The following is a 20,332-nucleotide window of genomic DNA, read 5'->3' on the forward strand; positions in this document are numbered from 1 at the left end:
ATTAATTATCAGATATGTATCAATATTTTATTATAGCACTTTCGGTTGCAATAGGTCTCTACTTCATAAAACTTCTGCGCAACTGTGATATCCATCAAAAAGAACCTATTAGCAAAATGGTTCTCGTCACCTTTCTCGGCGGAATTTTATCGTTTGCAATAGCCATCTCCCTCTACATGTTCTTAGACTCACTAGGCGTAGATATAGATGATATTCAAAACTCCTTTGGAGCACTATTTGTCATCGGGCCAGTCGAAGAATTCTCAAAGTTAATAGGCCTATTCCTATGCCTAGCATTCATCCGTAAGAACTTGAATGAGCCGACAGACGGCCTCGTATATATGAGCTGTGTTGCTTTAGGTTTTTCATTGATAGAGAACTTCTTTTACGTGGCAGAGAGTACGGATCCGTTCCAATTAATGGGACTTAGGCTAGCCCTTGCCACGCCAATGCACATCAGCTTTAGTCTATTTATGGGACTCGCGGTATTTTCCATTGTAATAAACAAAAGAGGATGGCCCCTTCTTGGCATTTCGATCCTTTACGCAATTATATGCCACGGCATATATGATCTCGTTATTTTTAAGGGATTTATAATTGTGGTCATTTACCTAGTAATAAAAATGGCTCATTCATGGTCTTTTTCACTGCTTGAGTATACTACTGCCATTTCTCCGCACAGATTTTCGCTGAAAGATTTTATAGCAAACTTCAATAACCCTCCCGAAGAAGACGGTATTGAATGTCTATACTGTGGTGATAAAAATGAGAAGACAACCTACACGATGGAAGAGATCAGAGTTCAGAGGTGTCACAACTGCTCTTTCTATGTGACCACCAAATATTCACTTTTCAAATTGTTCAATCACTTCGGTTCGCAATTCAGAGGGTTATCTTCTAATTATTACGCTACAAAAACGGACAACGGCAACTTATACACACTGCACGATGGCAACTATGTTTCCGATCAAAAGGAAATTGTTTACTTCGACCTTGAAGCTTTAAACGACGTTCTAGAAAAATTAACGCTAGATGCTGTGTTAGATATGCCCTCTTTTATCCGTTCTGCCATTGAGCCTCCTAAACACATGCAGCTCGCCATAACAAAGATTACTAAAAGGAAAAAAGAAACGGCACATCCTGACGCAATGCCAGCTGATGAAGCTACGTCTACCACCGAAGAAACACCCATTTATGAACAGTTGTCTGAGCCAGAGAATGCACCAAGTAAGGTAGTTATATCTAAAAGCAGTGAAGCATTAGGTTTTGGAAAGTTTGCATACTCTTACCCGTCCGCTGGTTTTGAAGAAACTCCAGAATCCATTGAGAGCAAAGCAGCATATTATGATGAATTAGATGTTAGGAACAGCAAAAACAGTTTTTCAAAAAGGGCTTTTTTCCACTTTTTGCTATACCCCCTAGAAGGGTCAAAAATGCCAAAACCGCTTTATGAGCCAACGGAAGAAGGGCCGCCATGGTGCTGGGGAGCATTCATGATTCCCGAGTTATGGTTCCTATGGCACGAGATATGGGGAGCAGCTGCAATAGTTTGGATTGCAGAAGGCGTGATTTTATACATGACAATGTCATATCTCGGATTTATGGATTCACTACTTCTTGGAGGACTAAGCATGAGAATTGCCGGAGCAATGCTTGGACATCGAATATACTATTTTCGAAATGGGCACTGGCTTAGGTAGGCTTGCAAAAAAATCTCGCAATATGCTTAACGACTAACATGTTGCCTTAACGACTTATTTTAATATACTATCCATAATTAAAAACAAAATTTACAGACTGACCAGACCAATTATAAAATATGGATATAGAGATAAATATGTCAGGCAAAAAATCACTGAAATACAAAATTGGAATGGGCTTAATATTTTTTGGAATGATCTGCCCGCTATTCTCTTTTCTCGTGCCCTTTTTAAACCTTTCAACCACAATGTCTTCCACAATCATTGCTTTCTTAATGGTTGGCGGACCTGAGCTGTTTCTGATTGCAGGAGGCGCACTTGCGGGTAAGGAAGCTTTAGATTCAATCAAACATAGATTGTTTAAACCAGCAGGAAAAACACGCTATACGATAGGCATGGTTCTTTTCATCAGCGGGGTTCTGATCAACTGGGTTCTTATCTACTTGGTGCTCACAGATGTCGTAGGACTCGACCACAAATCGCTTTTAGTTATAGTCGGTAGTATCGATATTGCTAGCATCACGGGACTTTTATTGATGGGCACGGAATTCTTCTCCAAGTGCAAACGATTGTTCACATGGGAAGGAATAGAAACCCCGAAATAGACCGTTCGTTTACTCGAATCGTTACTTTTCTATGTCGCCCTCAACCGTTGAATCAGTCACGGGATCTGGCAATTGATCTTGCATTGCTTCGGGAGACGTTGCACATGAAGTAAGCTCGTCCATCCTATTTGCGCACACCGACAGTGACACATCTTGGCCGCTATCAATGATGGCTTGTCTCATGCCTTCAACTACACCAGTTATATACCCCATGCACGAGCTGTTAATGCGCTTTGTTGCTCTGTCTTCATAACCTGAGAGCGCAGAAAGAATTTGTAGCAGTGTAATTTTATTAGGTGAAATTCCAAATATATAGATATCCTTTTCAGCCTCTTCATCGCTTCCTTTTATCAATATCCCACAATCCACAAACTTATCCAGCATAGAGCTTAAAAAGCTCACCGGAACCCCCATTTCCTCAGCAAGGTCTTCGACATAATACGCAGGTTCCGCACGATCAAATCTTACGCTCATTAAACTAAGTGCTAGTAGAGATATTTTTTGGAAATCTTCCATGCTGGCATTCGGCATAAATCTCTGTTGTCTGTAAAGCATCACGTTTTGAACCGCGAAACTCACCTCAGAACCGAGCAGTACAATTATCCAACTAAGATATAACCAGAGCAAAAACAGTGGCAACTGCGCAAAACTACCATAAATAGCATTGTACTTACTTACACCCACCTGCCAGTTTATGTATGCCCATTGAGCCAACTGCCATATAGTTCCGGCGACAACACCGCCGGCAGCAGCACTAAAAAGCCTGACTCGTGTATTGGGCATGAAAGCATAAATGAACGTAAAGGCGATCCATATCATAACAAGCGGCGCCAGTTTTATAAAAAGGCTCTCTACCTCGGATATCCCATAAATATTTTGTAATGACGAAGAAGCGGCTTGCTTACTAATAGCAACACTCAAGCTTGTGGCCGCAATGACGGCAACGGGACAAATGAAAATAACGGAAAAGAAATCTGTAAACTTTCTCCAGAATGTACGCCCGACTTTCACATCCCAGATTACGTTAAACGCCTTTTCAACAGTTCCAACGGTTGAAAGAACAGAAAAAAGCAACGCGGCGATACCTATGCCGCCCAAGGTTTTGACATTGGTATTGTCGACGTACTCAAGCATTTTAACGACAATCTCTTCTCTTCCGGCGGCAACCTTAAGCAATATGTCGTGAATATAGGAAGAATCTTGAAAGCCTATCCCTTTTAAAATGGAAAAAGCGACAGCTATAAAGGGAACAATCGAAAGCATTGTTGTGAAGGTTAAGGCAGAGGCTCTAATCATGCACTGGTCTTTCCAGAAGCCATATACAACAAGATACAGAATTCTCGAAAGCGTATAAAAAATTCTGCGCACAGGATCAGCACTCTGAGAATTCCAGTTCCATATTTCATTCAGGAAGAAATCTGAAACTCTATCTCCAATTTTACTTGCAACCATCAAGAGCCTCCTTAGGATTTACACCCACAACAACAAACAACTTAAAAATACATTTTTGGGGCAATTATATCAGAATATATAGTTCCTGAAAAACTTAAAGGACTGTTCAGGCACACCAAGAACCTCTTTAAAAACATCCCCCCACCGCTGCATACCCCGAACATGGACATCTGGATCAGTCAATTTACCTGTGACAGTAACATTCACACCAGACATTGCATCAAAGAGTGAATTTACGAGCTTAAGGTATAAATTCGGTAGCTGTATAATGTCGGCATCAATATGAAGATCAATTGAATCTTCCGGAATGTCGAAGCCTCCACTTCCCAGCGCAGTTAAAAAAGCACTTTTCAAAAGGAACTTCTTAACAACAAAGGCCCCTTCATCCCCATTAACAGTCCCTTCCATAATCGAAAATTTTGTAGGCTTTGGCGCCTTTGCAATCTTAACCTTATTTTTCGGAGATCTTACTTTTACCAACGTATTATCTTTAACAGCTACACTCGAAAACAAATATGAGCCGTCTACAATTTTGGCAGCAAAGTGACCGCCTAAAGTATTTAAGAAATCTATATTTGCAGTTGAATGCCCACTAAGCTTAACGGAAGCATCAGCAAGTCCTGTCACATAACGGCTACCTGTATAATCTTCAAAAAAATGACCAGCCTGAAAACTTCTAGCCTCAATATCAGTATCTAAGGCAACTGTGCTGTTTTTGAAGCCAAGCGATAATTTACCTGAAACATTACCTTCATGAAAACCGCCTTTAATATTATTAATATCAAGTACGGAATCTCGCATATTAATATTCGCGCTTATTTTCTTACCTGCAAAGTCAAAAATTCTGAAAGAATCACACTTAACTTTTCCACTCGCATTTATTGAATCTAAAAACGTTTCAGGAAATTCCCACTCAGCAACTTTCTTGGTCCTCCCTCCATTAGAAACGGAGCTCCTTCTATTCCTTTCATCTTTAGGAAGTAAGAACTTATCCACGTCTACATCATCAGCTTCCAAAACAAAACTGATGACAGGTTTTTTAATGCTCGCCAGCTCTATAGTTCCTTTAGCAGTTGAATCATCTAACTTGCAGTTATTAATACGAAGATTAACATTCTCTCCATTTACATTAACTAAGCTATCAAGGGCAAAAGAGCGAAAGGCAGAAGGATCTTGCGTTACGGGCTTTTTCACCCCGAAAAGCTTAAACACGTTCGTAAGGTTTGTCTGTGGAACAACCAAGTGAGCTTGAACTGTAGCAGTTTCACTGCCAAGTCTTTTCGCATTCAGATCACCGGTAATTTTAACTTTTCCACCGGATAAGCTAAACTTATTCAGTTGTATGCTTTGCTGTTTAAGAGAAGCATCCCCGCTACATGCCAGCACGATTTTGCTTTTTATTAGCGGAACATCCTTACCTTCAATTGAAAAATCAAGCTTACTACCTTTCAGAGAAACATCTGAAATAGACCTTCTCGCAGCAAACACATTACCTGAGAAATTACCTTTTACAAACACAGCCGGATTTGCCAGAGCACAGGATAAGTTCATCTTTAAGTTCCGCCCAGCCATACCTTCAATTACAGGTACAGTGAGAGGAGCTCCTTTAATTCCAAGATGAAAATTCTTTACATTCAATTGTCTAAACTTAGCAGGTAAATCTTTGTAATTCAAAGAGGCAATAACAGACTTACTATCAATAGAAATATCTGATTTAATATTTCTAAAAAGCTCACCTAATGTTTTTCCGCTGGAACTCAACTTACCAAGCATAAACTCGACTTTGCCGGATTTAATCTTAAGCCCATCAATTTTGAGAGGTATCCGGTTCAGCGAAACAGGGGAAATGGAACCAGCCCCAGCCAAATAGAGGGTATCCTTTTCTTTAGCGCTATCAAATGCAAGATCCGCTTTAATTAAAAACTTACCATCAAGGTAAGCACCATTTTCAATGCTGATGCTTGCTACTTTTGGGCCTGGTGAAATAGATAAACGACAGTTATCCATACGTAGCCCGTCATAAACAAGCTTACCAACTTCAACTTTACCATTGCATGGAATACGGCGCACAAGATCTGCAATGACGAGATCTTTTAACGGGTGTTCTTTTTTTACCTGAAATTTATTTCCCTGCGTTGCATTTTGATCATTAAGGGAAGCCCTGCGAAGAGCAAAAAGTTTGGCATAAGAATCAAGCACAATGCTATCAGCTCTAAGATTAAATTCAGCCCATGGATTATCATAGTCCTGTAAAGAAAATTCACCCCGTAACAAAGTATCGTCGAGGGCTAATTTCAAATCCTCAACTTCAGTTTTTTGCATAGTAGAGTGAAGTGAAACAGAAAAGGATGCTGAGTTGAGTATCTTATCAAATTCCGGTGGAATTGTTTTTGGAAGAAATTTTGATAACAACGATTTGGGATCAAACTTGGTAGACTTAAGGCTCCCGGTTAAATCAGGAGAGTCATAAATATTTTTACACACAGCTTCCCCGGAAAGGCGAATACCTAATCCCTGCACAACCAATCCCTTCACGTGAACACGGCCCTCAGTCAAATCAAAATCGAGTCCGGCGATCCCCTCTATAACGCCATCAGCACCCAAAAGCTCTTCACTTTCTACCCTTAGCGAACAAGACGTATCCGACAAGGACACGGTTTTATCTTCCAAGGACAAGTGTAATAAACCTTTTATATTGCTGAAAGCTTTAGCAGACAAAAAATCAGTATCTAAGCTAGCTGAGATATTAAATGCAACGGGCTCTTCGGCCCGTAAAATTCCAGTCCTAACGTCTATTCCTGAAAAAACGAATTCATTTTTGCTTGCAACGTCACGATAGATACAGGTAGCATTTTGAACACTTACCCCCCGAACGGACAAACGAGACAAAAATCTTTCAAAGCCATCATTTTTAGAATCTCGAGAAGACTGTTCCACTATAGGCAGATTTAATAAACCGTCTTCTCCCCTATTAACGCGCAAAAGAGGAGAATCCACGATAATAGTATCGACTTCAAAAACGCCCCGCAAAAGTGGTAGCAATTTAACTCTGAAGTCTGCGTTCTCTACGATCAACTGGTGTGGATAATTTTCAGAGGGAGAAGAAGAAACAGAGAAAGGCCCCGTATTAACTCCAATCCACGGATAAAATACAAAATCAAGATTACCTTCGAAGTCGAATTTTCGACCGGAAAGGTCACTCAGATAAAGTTCCAACTCACGGCGTGGGCCATCTGATTCAGCGTAGTAAATCCCTCCCACAATTGCTGAAAGCAAGCATAGGTCAAATAGCAGGAATATAATCCAGAAGACTTTTTTTACTCGACTCAGCACTTAAAACTCATATCTCCGCTTAATATATTTTACTAACAATACAAATTAGATACGGCATAACCTTACTAAAGGTAAAGCACATCAACTAAAAAACCGCTACCGAATGCGGACTTATGCAAAATAAACAAGCAAATCTAATAATTATTGAGCATGTAACTCGAAGCAATTATTCATCACGGCAAAATAAAGAGGTTTTCATCGGATGCCCTGTAAGATTCGCAACCACTGGACACTTCACCTTAAAAGCATAAAAAACATCAGGCATAACACCCCAAAGTGATTCGAAATTACCTTGTCCTTTACTCAGCACCACAGGAGCGGATTTAAGACGCTCTTGGAAATCTACACTGCATCTATCGAGCACAGTACCAGGGGTATCCACTCCAGAAGTTATGACTTCGCAAATATCAGACATCCCCACAAACTCAGCATCTACTACAGTGGCATCATTAAGTATATTACTTCCACGAACCGCGTAAGTAACGTTAATATCTTCCATCTGCAGCAATTTAGTTAAGATGGTATCCAGCCCAATTTCACCGGCATTATCACCCAAAATCAGCAGTGTCTTACTCGCACGAACTTTTTCTATAAATTCGGCGAAAAGCTCTCTATCAATATCCTGTTCAAGATCGCCAAGCTCCACTTCCCAGTCAAACTTATCCATAAGAGCGCAGTCCATATAATTACCAATAATGGACACGCCCATTGCAGCGAGCAAAGGGTCGTCGCTTCTATGAACCGTATTCGTAATATCAGGAAGAAGTTCAAGAACCCTCTTGTTTGCTTCATCTTTTTGATCCTTGAAAATATCAACATCCCCAATATGGGTTGCAGTCATTCTAAAAAATCTTCCTGCAATCGATGGTGGAGACTCACTGAGATCAGCTTCAGAAAATCCTTTAGCCCATTCACGAATTACTTTTTCGTGAACATCATCCTGTCCCGGACACGCCTTTCTAATACCACTTAAAGCCATATTTAAAAAACACGGCAAACAATCTAACTGGGTTTTCATTTCATATACCTTATAAATAACAGGACGAATTTTGATTCAATGCATTAAAAGATGGGCTAATATTGCGCCCAACTAACCGTTTCAGTACGGCCGTAACTTCAGCAACCATCTGTATTATATTATTTTTACACAAAGGCACAGCTGTTGCTAAGTACTAATTATCAATAACTAATTTATAGGAGCAAAACAATGCCAGTATCTAACAGAAATCAAGGTGGCTCCGGCAGTATGAATAATGGCCAGGGACGCAGAGGCGGACAGGGACGTGGTCAAGGACTTGGACTTAGAGACGGGTCCTGCATGAAAAATAGTAAAAACAGAGTCACAGAATCACAACCTGATAATAATGATTTGGAACAAAGAATTAAAGAACTCGAATCCGAGAATGAAAGACTTAGATCGGAAGCACAAAATAAATAACACTAAATCAAGGCACATCTACTATTGTGCCTTGATTTAATAAACACAACGAATAAGGAACTATACATGCAAATAGCAATCGCAAGCGGCAAAGGTGGTACAGGTAAAACCACAATTGCAGTTAACATTGCATCTTTTATTGATTCACTTGGGGTCAAGGTCAGCTTTACGGACTGTGATGTAGAAGAACCGAATGCACACCTATTCCTTAATCCCGCTATTAAAAAAGAAATGAATGAACATATTCCCGTGCCGAAGGTCAATGAAGACGCGTGCATTGGGGAAACTTGTAAAAAATGTATTGAGCTTTGCCGATTCAAATCACTGATTTGGATGATCGACTCTGTGATGGTTTTTTCTGAGCTATGCCATGGTTGCGGACTGTGCGAATTAGCATGTCCTACTGATGCCATAGGAAAAGGCGAGAGAATGATTGGTACAACATCTCAGGGAAAGTCAGGTAATATAGATTTCACAAAGGGACTTCTAAGAATCGGCGAGGCAATGTCGCCCCCACTTATCAAGGCTGTAAAAGAGATTTCTCCTAAAGCAGAAGTAAATATTTTAGACTGCCCGCCCGGAACATCATGCCCTGTAGTAGAGTCAATTGATGGAGCAGATTTTGTTGTGCTTGTGACCGAGCCGACTCCGTTTGGACTGCATGATCTCGATCTTGCCGTGCAACTCCTTGATACTCTTGGTCAGCCATATGGTGTGATAATAAATCGTGCTGGCATGGGCGACGATAGGGTTGAAAAATATCTATCAGATAAAAATATCAAGTTACTTGGATCTCTTCCCAATAATCGCGAAGCTGCAATCATCTATTCAGACGGTGGCCTTTTATATGATTCAATCCCGGGATATAAGGATGAATTATCAAAAATATGGGACTCCATTCAAAACATCGTAAACGAGGTTGCATAAGTGAAACAAATAGTAGTGATAAGCGGGAAAGGCGGAACAGGTAAGACAAGCATCGTTTCAGCCCTAAGCTCAATCGGTCCCAAAAAAGTCATTGCAGACTGCGATGTAGACGCGGCAGATCTTCACTTAATTCTTAAACCTACGATCATCGATGAGCATGATTTTATAAGCGGAGAGCGTCCTTCTATCGACCTTGATATCTGCACACAATGCGGAATGTGCGTAGAGCATTGCAAATACGGAGCTATCTCTGATGAATTCAAAATTATGCTGGAAAAATGTGAAGGATGCGGTGTCTGCTCTTTTGTCTGTCCAGTAGGAGCAGTAAGCGAAGAACCTAGAAATTGCGGAAAGTGGTTTAAATCTAGTACAAGATTTGGAACTTTGATTCATGCTGCACTAGGCATAGGTGAAGAAAATTCCGGTAAACTTGTAACTACTGTAAGAACTGCCTCGGCCGATGCTGGAGTGGAAGAAGAAGCTGAACTTGTGCTGGTAGACGGATCTCCGGGTATCGGCTGCCCGGTAATTGCTTCGCTTACCAATGCAGACCTTGCTGTCTTTGTGGCTGAACCAACAATAACAGCACTGCATGACCTTAAACGAGTCTACGAACTGACAGAGCATTTTAAAATCCCATCAACGGTGATTATAAATAAATGCGGCATTAACAGTAATCAAGAAACTGAGATCAAAGCCTTCTGTCAGGAAAAGGAAATAAGTATTGCGGGTGAACTTCCATACGATCTTGCGTTCACAAAAGCTCAGATAGCTGGACTTTCAGTAGTAGAGTATGACCCGGAAGGTCTCGGCGCAGAAATGGAAGTGATTTGGAAAGAACTAGAGAAAAGACTTATGGCATAACAAGATTACAGCTCAGGGACTTACTTTTCTTCGAACCATTCTTCAGTAAGTCCAACTATGGTAATTTTATGTTTATTTGCAAACTTAATAGATTTGTCTAAATCAAAGAAAAGGCTTTTTCCGGCTTCAACACCTAGGCAAGTTGCACCGTTATCTTTCATGCCTTGTACGGTTCTATAACCGATTGAAGGCATATCGACGCGGTCCTCTTGTCCAGGTTTAAAAACCTTGACGATTGTACAACCTTTGCCGCCGTGAGAGCATCCGCGCTTTACGGCGGCATCAGTTCCTTCAATAGCCTCTACGGCGGTAATAACACCGTCTTTGACTATAACGCACTGGCCGATATCAAGACGTCCTAATTCACGAGCACTTTTCCAGCCAACAACCAAATCATTCGCTTCCATTTCGTTAGGTACACGCTTGGTTAATAAGCCAGCCGGTGTAAGTAATTCAGGAGCATAAACATGCGGACCTACAACTTTGAAACCATCGGATTCAAACTCGCGAGTAATGGCCCTGAGAAGGACATCATCACCCTTTGTAGCGAGCCTGAAAAGCATTTTAGCAGTACGTAAATCTGGACGCATATCAAAAGCTTTCGGCTTACTGATTGTTCCAGCCATGACGACTTGCGTAACACCGTTTTCAAGAAAAAAATTAACAAGCTTGGTTAATTGACCAAGTTTAAGTTCTTTCCAATTATCAACGATATTATGAACATCATCGTTTGAGTGCCCCTTAAAAGAAACAGCCACAACACGGTGTCCCTGTGCAGCAGCTCCTTTAGCAACCAGAAGGGGGAATTGTCCCCCTCCGGCAATAAGTCCTATGGTTTCAACTGTACTCATAAACTATTCTGGTCCGCGATCCGCCGGACATACTCCACGTTCGCTTTCACGAATAAATTTTATTAGCTTCATGACTTCAGGAACGGTTCCGAGCTCATTTTCAGCCATTTCAAGGGACTCGTCACGAGTAAGCCCTGAACGGAAAATTATTCTGTACGCTTTTTTGATAGCCATACGGGTTTTAGAATTAAAACCATGCCTTTTAAGTCCTATAGAATTCGGCCCATGCAGAACTCCACGCACACCAGTCGCCAACATATAAGGAGGTAGATCTTTTGCAAAACCAGACATACCACCAAGGAATGCATATTCCCCGATACGAATGAACTGATGAATGCCTGACATACCGCTAATTGTGACATGATCTCCAACCTCAACGTGACCGGCAAGGTTTGAAGAATTCGCGATAATAACATTGTTACCGAGTGAACAGTCATGGGCTACATGAACGTATGCCATAAGCATGCAGTTATCAGCTATACTAGTGCAACCGCCGCCTTTAACAGTTCCGCGGTTAACAGTAACGAACTCTCTGAAAATATTGTTATCTCCAATCACAAGAGTTGTTTCGTCGCCCTTAAACCCGAGGTCCTGCGGAGCATCTCCGAGAACTGCGTTTGAATGGATAGAATTACCTTTCCCCATATGGGTGAAGGACTTAATTTGAACATAAGAATCCAAAAAGCAGTCGTCACCGATAACAGTATTATCTTCAACAACACAAAAAGGCCCAATAGTGACATTTTCACCGATTTTTGCTCCAGAAGAGACAATTGCGCTTGGATGAATGCCTGTTGTCACTATAACGCCCCCCTGTCTACGATGGCAGCGGAAACTTCACCAGAAGCTGCAATTTCACCATCAACTGAAGCGGTACATGTCATTTTCCAAATATTCATCTTATTACGAGTTTTGGTGACATTAAGTTCAAGTTTATCACCAGGAACTACGGGTCTGCGAAATTTAACGTTGTTGATACCGGTAAACAAAAACACCTTATTTTCAACATCAATTCCGTCAATACTAAGGACGATCATTCCGCCTGCTTGAGCAAGAGCTTCAATAATCAAAACCCCCGGCATAACTGGCAAACCGGGAAAGTGACCCTGAAAAAAAGGTTCATTGATTGTGACATTTTTATAAGCTTTAATATGCTCGCCTGGAATAAGCTCTTCTACCCTGTCTACCAATAGAAAAGGATAACGGTGAGGCAGGAGAGACATAATTTTTTGTATATCTAAGTGATCAGCACTATTTTTAGTCATTATCGTTTCCTTTTTCGAGAGCAGCCTCAAGAATCTTAATTCGTTTTTCAAGAGCTGAAAGCTTGCGTCCCATATCCGGTAGTTTTTTAATTGAGATTGAACTTCTCAAAAAATTACCTTTTTCCAAAAGAGGTGAGCCTGAACCAACAAATCCAGCAGGAACACTATTCGAAACTCCAGCCTGCGCCCCGATGATAGCACCGTCACCGACGGTAATATTATCAACAAGACCGGCCTGAGCCGCTAAAATAACATTGTTACCAAGCTTAGTTGAACCAGCAATACCAGACTGCGAAATAATCAAGCAATCTTCGCCAGTTACAACATTATGAGCAATCTGAACAAGATTATCTATTTTAGTTCCAGATCCAATCCGAGTAACATCAAGTGCAGCACGATCAATTGTAGTATTTGACCCAACCTCAACATGATCGCCAAGTTTTACTGAGCCAATCTGAGGAATCTTCATGTGCTTGCCCGAAACCTGAGCATAGCCGAATCCATCACCGCCGATAACGGATCCAGGCTGGATTATAACTCCGGAGCCAAGTTCTATGCCTGCCATTATCGAGCAGTTTGGATAAAGAATACAACCAGGCCCGACAACAGAATCTTCGCCGACATACGTACCGGAAAAGACCTTGGTATTGGGACCTATTTTAGCACCTTTACCAATGAAGGCGAAAGGGTAAACGGTTGCAGTTTCATCAACATCAGCATCAGGATGAATAAAAGCCAGTTCATGAATGCCTGTTAGACACCCCTGAGGCTTAGAAAAAACATGCATGGCTTTAGCTAAATCCATATAAGGATTTTCACTGATAATAGCCGACTCAACCTTATCTGCATATTCTGCACTAAGCACGACAGCAGCAGCTTTAGTCGTTTCCAACTGACTCTCATATTTAGCATTAGCCAAAAAAGTGAGATCAGTAGGACCAGCATGTTCCAGAGTGTTAACTCCGGTTATTTCTGTATCTTTACCTGAAAGAGTCAGGCCTAGGGCCTTTGCAAGTTCTGATAAAAGCATAAGCCCTACTTTTTAGCAGCTCTGAAAGCACGGTTCATTTCAAGAAGAATTTCATTAGTCACGTCAACGGAATCTTCAACATATAAAAAGCCTGAAGTTCCCTTATCAAAAATTGCTGTGAAAGCGTTAGCCTTGGCATAAGTGTCAACAGCTTTTTTGATAATTTCCAAAACAGGAGTTCCGACTTTCTGCTCTTCTGCCTGCATTTTTCTCTGGGTTGCCTGAGCAAGATCCTGGTAATCACGTACTTTACGTTTGAATTCTAGTTCCTTATCCTGCTTAGCTTCTAAAGACAAAACAAGAGACTGCTTCTGCAAAGACTGCTTAAGAGCTTCAAGTTCTTTCTGCTTAGACTGAAGTTTAACCTTTGAAGATTCAAACTTCTTTTCCATTTGCTTCTGTGCAGCCTGACCTGCTTCAGATTCTTTGATTAATTTACCCATTGAAGCAACACCGATTTTCTGGGTCGCAGCAAAAGCCTGAGTCTGGAAAGCTAACATCAAAGCAAGAACTACAAATAAAATTTTACGCATTTTTATTACTCCTTTAATTTCTAACAACTAAAATAATCCTAGAGACATGCTGTTTACAAACATGCTTTTGGTTTTCAACAATTAATATCAAGCTCTGTTAAAAGAACTGTCCCATAGAGAATTCAACTTTGTGACGACTACTGTCGTCAAGATTATCAAGTGCATAGCCATATTCAATTCTAATTGGTCCCATTGGTGAGAACCAACGTACACCAGCACCAATACTTTTGTACAATCCTAACATGAGATCGCTTCCGTCAGCTTGTTTAGTATCTTCGAAAAAGCTCTGACCATCATCCCAAGAGTTACCAATATCGAAGAAAGTAACACCAACAAGTCCGAATTCTTCATTGATCGGGAAGAGAAGTTCAAAGTTCATGAACATCATCTTGTTACCACCAATACGGTCATCGGAAGTACTATCACGAGGAGATATCTCTCTAGAGTCATAACCACGGACATCATTTATGCCACCAAGATAAAATCTTTCGAAGATAGGAATATCGCCACTGCCGAAGTTATCATGGATAAATCCAAGTTTACCTCTCCAGTGAAAGATCAAATCCCAGAATACAGGAGTAAAGTAGTTAGAGTCATAGGTGTATTTAACGTAAGAGTCATCACCCATCAACACCCCACCACCCATGGCAATCGTCGCGGTATTTAGAGTACCAGTTGAAGGATTGAAGGCCTTATTAGTTGTATCCCTTTTAAAACCAGCAGTTACAACACTGGACCAGTTATCTCCTTCAATTTCTTTAATTGAATCAGCAGCATCATCAGAGACTTCTGAAATAGTATAGAAATCTAAGCGGTAGTTACTAAAGAAATTGGTATATTCACCAACAGGGTACGATGCTTCAACAGCTGTACCAATCGTCTGTTTATCGTAATCATCAAAATCTTCATCACGCCAGTAGGTCTGCATCCCAGTTCCCCACATAGTGTCTCCGAAGCGAGGATTGTAGAATGAAAGACCGTAACTAATATTTTTTGAACTCCACCCACCGTTAAGACCAAAGTCCCAACCGCGTCCGAACAAGTTCCTTTCAGTAATTTTAGCAGAAACGAACACACTGTCTGAAGTGGAGTAACCAATACCACCACTAACCGTACCAGTGTTTTTATCTTTAACCTTAACCTTCAAATCCATTTCGCTAGGGTCACCAGTAGGAACCGGCTCAATATCAACTTCACTGAAGAAGTCTAGTTTATTAAGCCTAACAATTGAGCGTTGTAATTTCAGTCCGCTGAACTGATCCCCGTCTGTCAAACGCATTTCGCGAAGAATAACATTATTACGGGTTTTAGAATTACCTTCAATAATAACCCGGCGAACCTTAACCTTCTGACGCTTTACAATCATAAAGGTGATATCAACAGTCTTGGTTTCTGCATCAGCATCAAACTGAATATTAGCTTCAGCATATGCGTAACCGAAATTGGCATAGAAATCTGACAGCGCCTTCATGTCTTCACGAAGAACAGACCTATCAAGATACTCGCCACCATCAGCCATATCATCGGCAGAAATAACTTGTCTTAATTTATCTTTCTGGACAATCAGATCACCAGTAAGAGTAACTTTACCAACTTTGTAGCGATTACCTTCTGAGACCTGGAAAGTTACATAGATACCATCGTCTTTGATATCTACAGCTGGTTCACCTACTTTCGCATCAATAAAGCCGCGGTTACCGTAATATGCGAGAATCGCAGCGGCGTCGCGCTCAAGTAGCTCTTCTTTCAAAACTCCAGTTTTAGTAAACCATGAAAGCCAACCTCTCTCTGTAAGAGCAAGCTGCGCTTTAACTTCTTCAGGGTCTAATTTTTCAGCTCCCTGAATAATGATCTTTTCAATGTAGAGTTTTTTTCCTTCGTCAACTTTAATATTAAGGCGAGCCTGTGCTCCTTCCCCTTCTACACTATAGTCAACTTTGGCTTTATAGTAGCCCTCTTTGCGGTACATTTCACGAAGAGTATTGAGATCGTCGGATAATACTTTGGGGTTTAAAACCGCCCCTTTTTTCGTATTCACAGCAGCAAGTATGTCTTCTGAATCAATGGCATCCGAACCTTCAACTGTGATGGCCTGAATGCGAGGTTTTTCAGTAACGTCAAAGAGAACTTTCTTACCACCGGGAACATCACTTACTTTGACTTTTACATCATCAAAGTAACCGAGAGCGTAAATATTTTTTAGATCAGCATTAATTTTGGAGGGAGTATATATGTCACCAACCTTTATGTTAGTGCGCATCATGACAACGTCTTTATCGAGAACTCTAGTCCCGTGAACTTCAACGTCTGCGATTTTATCCTGACTTAGTAATTCTAATTTAATCTTACCAACAAGTTCATCAACAGCAGGTAAAAGATTAATAAGACCTTTTTTGCTCACAAACAGAGGTACAGCCGGTTTCATCCCAAAGGCTTCAACAAGGCGGACATCTAAGCTGAGATCCTCACCTATCTGGCTGAAACTACCATAGAGAGAGTAACCTGATCCAGCAAGCAGAGCCATGTCCTTAGCGGACTGCAAGTTTAGGTATTCATAACCCTGCTTATCAATGAGTTCGAGAATTTTCTTTTGTCCAACAACTCTGAATCCTGCCTCACGAAGTCTATCAGAGATGAGGGTTGGCAAACTATCTTTAAGATACTGAGTATCCGCATTTGCATTTACCTCAAATGGAAGCACAGCAAGTACAACATCGGAAGCGCCTTCCGCATGTGCCTTTTCTGCTTCAAAATTGAGCGAAAATGCTAGAGTTGCCGCAATCAGCAAAAACAGAATTTTAATTCTGGACATAAAGTTCTCCGGAACGCAACTCAAGCCGGCGCTTCATAGTACCGGCTAATTCCATATTATGGGTCACAACTATAAGAGTCATTCCTAATTCTTCATTTAAAGAAGTCAGCATCTCACCGATCTGTCTTCCTGTCTTCTCATCTAAATTTCCAGTCGGCTCGTCAGCCAATAAAACTTTCGGCTTAAGCAAAACAGCTCTAGCTATAGCAACTCTCTGCCTTTCCCCGCCAGAAAGAGTGGTGACCCTATGTGCCAGCCGATCTTCAAGACCAACAAGCAAAAGGGCCTCACGAGCCATATCCGAAGCCTCTTTCTGACTTATTCCGGCCACCATGGCAGGAAGCGCGACATTTTCAAGCGTAGTAAACTCAGGCAAAAGATGATGAAACTGAAAAATAAAGCCTATTTCGCGGTTTCTTACTTTTGCCCTCTTTTCAGCAGGCATATCATTAAATCGCATCCCTGCAAAATCAATATTACCTCTACTCGCGGTATCAAGTGTACCTAATATATGGAGCAAAGTAGTTTTTCCTGATCCTGAAGAGCCTATGATCGCGAGCGATTCGCCTTCTTCAACATTCAAATTTATGTTCTTAAGAACTTCGATTGTTTCAGTCGGTCCTTCGAAATCTTTCCCGATATCAGCAAGTTCATAAAGTAAATTACTCATATCTCAAAGCCTTCGCAGGTTCCAACGCAGCAGCCTGATTCGCAGGATACAGCGTTGCAAGAAAACAAAGCAAAAATGCCGAAACACCAATAATAGTTAAATCCAGTGGATCCATCCTTATAGGAAGATAATCAACGGGATAAACATTACTGGGCAGTTTAATAAATTGATATTTCTTTAATAGCAACGCGACCGGCACACCTATTAGATATCCCAGAGACGTCCCTATCAAACCAATCAACGTTCCCTGCCACATGAAAATTCTTTTAATACTTCCCGACGTTGCGCCCATAGACATCAACACCGCAATATCCCTTGTCTTTTGCATAACAAGCATAACAAGAGTTGTAATAATGCTGAAAGATCCGACTAGAACAATCATTGCTAGAATGATGAACATTGCGGTTTTTTCAAGCTTCAATGCAGCAAATAAATTCGCATTCATCTGCTGCCAATTCTTAATCTGCACAGGATACCCGGAAAGCTCTTTCTTCATAAGCTTACCGATCTCCTCAACCGCATAAACATCGTCTACACGAATCTCAAGACCGGAAACAAAGTCCCGTTTGAACCCAAGCAATTTCTGAGCAGCCTTATTACTTATGTAAGCAAGGGAAGAATCATACTCATACATGCCTGTTCTAAAAACTCCGCCAACCTTAAACATACGAACTTTGGGCGTAAACCCAGCCGCACTGCGCTTACCTGTAGGCGAAAGCAAATTGACGGAATCCCCGATAACCAGACCAAGCCTTTTAGCTAACTGGTTGCCGATTACAATTTCAGGAATTTTACTATCTTTTGACAAACACTCCACACCGCCGGAAACAATATCGCCAGGAAGGCTGAGAATACCTTTTGCCGAAGTAGAATCAAGGCCACGTAAAACAACGCCCTTAACTCCACCACCAGCGGAAAGCATCACCTCAGAATAAATGAAGGGCGTTACGCCTGTAACGCCCTTCAGTTTTTCAATACCATCTGCCATATGGTGATAGTTATCTAAAGTACCATCATATGCGGTCACAATAATGTGAGCGTTAACCCCGAGAATCTTATCTCGTAGGTCATTAGTAAATCCATTCATAACCCCAATCACAACTATCAGTGCCGCAACACCAATTGCAACGCCGCATACAGCAAAGAGAGATATCACTGAGATGAAGGAGTTCTTCCTCAGAGTGAATAAATATCTTAAAGCGACGAACAATTCAAATTTCATGCGCCACCAGTGCCGGACGGAGCTTCAGATTTAAGAAGTGGGAACAGAATAACCTCTCTAATAGATGGGCTGTCTGTCAGCAACATAACAAGTCTATCGATACCGATACCCTGCCCTGCTGCCGGAGGCATTCCGTACTCAAGAGCACGAATATAGTCATCATCCATAAAGTGGGCTTCATCATCGCCAGCTTCTTTCTCAGCAACCTGATCCATAAATCTGCCACGCTGATCTACAGGATCATTGAGTTCTGAGAAGGCATTGGCAAGCTCGCGACCACAAACAAACAGTTCAAAACGGTCTGTAAGGTCTGGGTTCTCTTCATTCCTTCTGGAAAGAGGAGATATATCAGTTGGATAATGATAAATAAAATGAGGCTGAATCAGCTTAGGCTCAACAAGAAGATCAAACAGTTTAGCTTGAAGCTTACCAAGTTTTTCGCCTTCAACAGCTTTTTCACCTAGATTTCTGACGAGCTCTTTACACTTGTCATAATCCTTATAAATTTCAGGAGATACATCACCGATTGTTTCCAAAGATTCATGGAACGCCACGCGATGCCATGCTCCCGGAGTCAGATCAATAACTTCTTCCTGATAAGTAACCTTAGTATCACCGTTAACTTCCTTACAAATCCAGGAAAGCATATCTTCGGTAAGATCCATAAGGTCCACGAAATTGGCATATGCCCAGTAGAATTCAAGCATTGTGAACTCTGGGTTATGCTGAGTGGATATCCCCTCATTACGGAAGTTACGGTTGATTTCGTAAACTTTTTCAAAACCACCAACAAGCAATCGTTTAAGATAAAGCTCTGGTGCAATGCGCAGATATAGCTTCATATCAAAAGCATTATGATGAGTTTCGAAAGGTTTAGCTGCCGCCCCGCCCGGAATTGACTGCATCATGGGAGTTTCAACTTCCATAAAGCCCCTGTTATCAAGGTAATTGCGAAGGGAGCGAACAATAGCTGTTCGCTTCTGGAAAATTTCACGGGCCCGAGGGGTAACGATCAGATCGACATAACGCTGGCGATATCTGGTCTCTACATCCTTAAGTCCATGATACTTCTCAGGAAGCGGACGCATAGATTTAGTAATCAGGCTGACCGTGTCCGCTTTCAGAGTCAACTCATCAGTTTTAGTTCTGAAGAGTTCTCCCTCAACGCCGACAATGTCACCGATGTCAAATTTCTTAAATATTTTATACAGTTCTACACCAAGATCATCCCTTGCGGCATAAATTTGAATTCTGCCGGTTGGATCTTGAAGGTGAAAGAATGCGACTTTACCGAAGGAACGCAGAGTAAGTATTCTGCCCGCCATCTTAAACTTTTTACCTAGAGACTGCAGTCCCTCAGTATCTGTTTCGTCGTAATTGTCCCAAATAAATGAAACATCTGTATCTTTACTGAAGTCGTTTGGATAAAGCTTCACACCTTCATCAAGAAGGGTACAAGCCTTTTCAACGCGATTCTTCAGAACCTCATTGAGTTCGTTCTGAGCTTGCAGAGCCTCGAGCAGGGGCATAAATTTTGCCACATGCTCGGATTTGGTTGCCAGCTTTATTTGCTTCTTTTTCTTGCCGCTCAACTTATTAATTCTCCGTAACCGAATAAAGTCTAGAAAAA

At 41.3% G+C, this 20,332-nt stretch carries 17 protein-coding genes; 5 read left to right on the forward strand and 12 right to left on the reverse strand.

Translation table 11 applies throughout. The annotated features are described in order from the left end of the window. The first annotated feature begins 14 nt into the window (after positions 1–14). Together BR06_RS0100725 and BR06_RS0100730 are read left to right on the forward strand one after the other, a co-directional pair. Complete coding sequence (locus BR06_RS0100725) at positions 15–1,700, forward strand: PrsW family intramembrane metalloprotease (RefSeq protein WP_031479142.1); 1,686 nt, start codon at positions 15–17, stop codon at positions 1,698–1,700. Positions 1,701–1,837: 137 nt separating this feature from the next. Continuing rightward, complete coding sequence (locus BR06_RS0100730; protein ID WP_031479144.1) at positions 1,838–2,305, forward strand: transporter suffix domain-containing protein; 468 nt, start codon at positions 1,838–1,840, stop codon at positions 2,303–2,305. Positions 2,306–2,326: 21 nt separating this feature from the next. Here the strand turns inward: BR06_RS0100730 and BR06_RS0100735 are convergent, their stop codons facing one another. From BR06_RS0100735 to BR06_RS0100745, 3 genes are all read right to left on the reverse strand, one after another. Further along, positions 2,327–3,757, reverse strand: coding sequence for a YihY/virulence factor BrkB family protein (locus tag BR06_RS0100735; RefSeq protein ID WP_031479146.1), 1,431 nt, complete (start codon positions 3,755–3,757; stop codon positions 2,327–2,329). 69 nt (positions 3,758–3,826) lie between these two features. Beyond that, on the reverse strand, positions 3,827–7,090 hold the full coding sequence (locus BR06_RS0100740; RefSeq protein WP_031479148.1) for an AsmA family protein: 3,264 nt from the start codon (positions 7,088–7,090) through the stop codon (positions 3,827–3,829). 166 nt (positions 7,091–7,256) lie between these two features. Beyond that, positions 7,257–8,108: a damage-control phosphatase ARMT1 family protein gene (locus BR06_RS0100745; RefSeq protein ID WP_031479150.1), complete on the reverse strand. Its 852-nt coding sequence runs from the start codon at positions 8,106–8,108 to the stop codon at positions 7,257–7,259. A gap of 189 nt (positions 8,109–8,297) precedes the next feature. Between BR06_RS0100745 and BR06_RS0100750 the strand changes: the two genes are divergently transcribed. The 3 genes from BR06_RS0100750 to BR06_RS0100760 all read left to right on the forward strand — a co-directional run bounded on the left by BR06_RS0100750 (position 8,298) and on the right by BR06_RS0100760 (position 10,319). Beyond that, a complete protein-coding gene (locus tag BR06_RS0100750; RefSeq protein WP_031479152.1) occupies positions 8,298–8,528 on the forward strand; it encodes a hypothetical protein in 231 nt (76 codons plus the stop codon). A gap of 66 nt (positions 8,529–8,594) precedes the next feature. Continuing rightward, positions 8,595–9,455, forward strand: a complete 861-nt coding sequence (locus tag BR06_RS0100755) for a nucleotide-binding protein (protein WP_031479154.1) — start codon at positions 8,595–8,597, stop codon at positions 9,453–9,455. Then, positions 9,456–10,319 (forward strand): ATP-binding protein, encoded by an 864-nt coding sequence (locus tag BR06_RS0100760; protein ID WP_031479156.1) that lies wholly within the window; start codon positions 9,456–9,458, stop codon positions 10,317–10,319. 20 nt (positions 10,320–10,339) lie between these two features. On the opposite strand, the gene BR06_RS0100765 is transcribed toward BR06_RS0100760, so the two are convergent. The 9 genes from BR06_RS0100765 to lysS form a co-directional block, all read right to left on the reverse strand. Continuing rightward, positions 10,340–11,170 (reverse strand): LpxI family protein, encoded by an 831-nt coding sequence (locus tag BR06_RS0100765; protein WP_031479158.1) that lies wholly within the window; start codon positions 11,168–11,170, stop codon positions 10,340–10,342. A gap of 3 nt (positions 11,171–11,173) precedes the next feature. Continuing rightward, the gene (gene lpxA, locus BR06_RS0100770; protein WP_031479160.1) at positions 11,174–11,971 is read right to left on the reverse strand and encodes an acyl-ACP--UDP-N-acetylglucosamine O-acyltransferase; all 798 of its coding nucleotides are present in this window, start codon (positions 11,969–11,971) and stop codon (positions 11,174–11,176) included. Continuing rightward, complete coding sequence (fabZ, locus tag BR06_RS0100775) at positions 11,971–12,435, reverse strand: 3-hydroxyacyl-ACP dehydratase FabZ (RefSeq protein ID WP_031479162.1); 465 nt, start codon at positions 12,433–12,435, stop codon at positions 11,971–11,973. The genes lpxA and fabZ overlap by 1 nt, the downstream gene beginning before the upstream one ends. Then, complete coding sequence (gene lpxD / locus BR06_RS0100780) at positions 12,428–13,465, reverse strand: UDP-3-O-(3-hydroxymyristoyl)glucosamine N-acyltransferase (RefSeq protein WP_031479164.1); 1,038 nt, start codon at positions 13,463–13,465, stop codon at positions 12,428–12,430. The genes fabZ and lpxD overlap by 8 nt, the downstream gene beginning before the upstream one ends. Before the next feature lie 5 nt (positions 13,466–13,470). After that, on the reverse strand, positions 13,471–13,998 hold the full coding sequence (locus BR06_RS0100785) for an OmpH family outer membrane protein (protein ID WP_031479166.1): 528 nt from the start codon (positions 13,996–13,998) through the stop codon (positions 13,471–13,473). A gap of 97 nt (positions 13,999–14,095) precedes the next feature. After that, entirely contained in the window at positions 14,096–16,810 is a 2,715-nt protein-coding gene (gene bamA / locus BR06_RS0100790) for an outer membrane protein assembly factor BamA (RefSeq protein ID WP_031479168.1), read from the reverse strand. Beyond that, the gene (locus BR06_RS0100795; protein ID WP_031479170.1) at positions 16,797–17,480 is read right to left on the reverse strand and encodes an ABC transporter ATP-binding protein; all 684 of its coding nucleotides are present in this window, start codon (positions 17,478–17,480) and stop codon (positions 16,797–16,799) included. Before BR06_RS0100795 ends, bamA begins: the two co-directional genes overlap by 14 nt. Further along, the gene (locus tag BR06_RS0100800) at positions 17,473–18,702 is read right to left on the reverse strand and encodes a lipoprotein-releasing ABC transporter permease subunit (protein ID WP_031479172.1); all 1,230 of its coding nucleotides are present in this window, start codon (positions 18,700–18,702) and stop codon (positions 17,473–17,475) included. Before BR06_RS0100800 ends, BR06_RS0100795 begins: the two co-directional genes overlap by 8 nt. Continuing rightward, positions 18,699–20,231 carry a lysine--tRNA ligase gene (gene lysS, locus BR06_RS0100805; RefSeq protein WP_051676912.1) on the reverse strand — a complete coding sequence of 511 codons (1,533 nt, stop codon included), beginning with the start codon at positions 20,229–20,231 and terminating at the stop codon, positions 18,699–18,701. Before lysS ends, BR06_RS0100800 begins: the two co-directional genes overlap by 4 nt. Between the last annotated feature and the right edge of the window lie 101 nt (positions 20,232–20,332).

The sequence above is a fragment of the Maridesulfovibrio frigidus DSM 17176 genome (assembly GCF_000711735.1).
GTDB classification, from domain to species: Bacteria; Desulfobacterota; Desulfovibrionia; order Desulfovibrionales; family Desulfovibrionaceae; genus Maridesulfovibrio; species Maridesulfovibrio frigidus.

What these genes read in the sequence shown, in the direction of transcription:
- BR06_RS0100755 (WP_031479154.1), top strand. Translation starts at nt 8,595, where the DNA reads ATGCAAATAGCAATCGCAAGCGGCAAAGGTGGTACAGGTAAAACCACA.
- BR06_RS0100735 (WP_031479146.1), bottom strand. Translation starts at nt 3,757, where the DNA reads ATGGTTGCAAGTAAAATTGGAGATAGAGTTTCAGATTTCTTCCTGAAT.
- lysS (WP_051676912.1), bottom strand. Translation starts at nt 20,231, where the DNA reads ATGCCCCTGCTCGAGGCTCTGCAAGCTCAGAACGAACTCAATGAGGTT.
- BR06_RS0100750 (WP_031479152.1), top strand. Translation starts at nt 8,298, where the DNA reads ATGCCAGTATCTAACAGAAATCAAGGTGGCTCCGGCAGTATGAATAAT.
- BR06_RS0100800 (WP_031479172.1), bottom strand. Translation starts at nt 18,702, where the DNA reads ATGAAATTTGAATTGTTCGTCGCTTTAAGATATTTATTCACTCTGAGG.
- bamA (WP_031479168.1), bottom strand. Translation starts at nt 16,810, where the DNA reads ATGTCCAGAATTAAAATTCTGTTTTTGCTGATTGCGGCAACTCTAGCA.
- BR06_RS0100730 (WP_031479144.1), top strand. Translation starts at nt 1,838, where the DNA reads ATGTCAGGCAAAAAATCACTGAAATACAAAATTGGAATGGGCTTAATA.
- BR06_RS0100765 (WP_031479158.1), bottom strand. Translation starts at nt 11,170, where the DNA reads ATGAGTACAGTTGAAACCATAGGACTTATTGCCGGAGGGGGACAATTC.
- lpxD (WP_031479164.1), bottom strand. Translation starts at nt 13,465, where the DNA reads ATGCTTTTATCAGAACTTGCAAAGGCCCTAGGCCTGACTCTTTCAGGT.
- BR06_RS0100725 (WP_031479142.1), top strand. Translation starts at nt 15, where the DNA reads ATGTATCAATATTTTATTATAGCACTTTCGGTTGCAATAGGTCTCTAC.
- BR06_RS0100745 (WP_031479150.1), bottom strand. Translation starts at nt 8,108, where the DNA reads ATGAAAACCCAGTTAGATTGTTTGCCGTGTTTTTTAAATATGGCTTTA.
- BR06_RS0100785 (WP_031479166.1), bottom strand. Translation starts at nt 13,998, where the DNA reads ATGCGTAAAATTTTATTTGTAGTTCTTGCTTTGATGTTAGCTTTCCAG.
- BR06_RS0100795 (WP_031479170.1), bottom strand. Translation starts at nt 17,480, where the DNA reads ATGAGTAATTTACTTTATGAACTTGCTGATATCGGGAAAGATTTCGAA.
- fabZ (WP_031479162.1), bottom strand. Translation starts at nt 12,435, where the DNA reads ATGACTAAAAATAGTGCTGATCACTTAGATATACAAAAAATTATGTCT.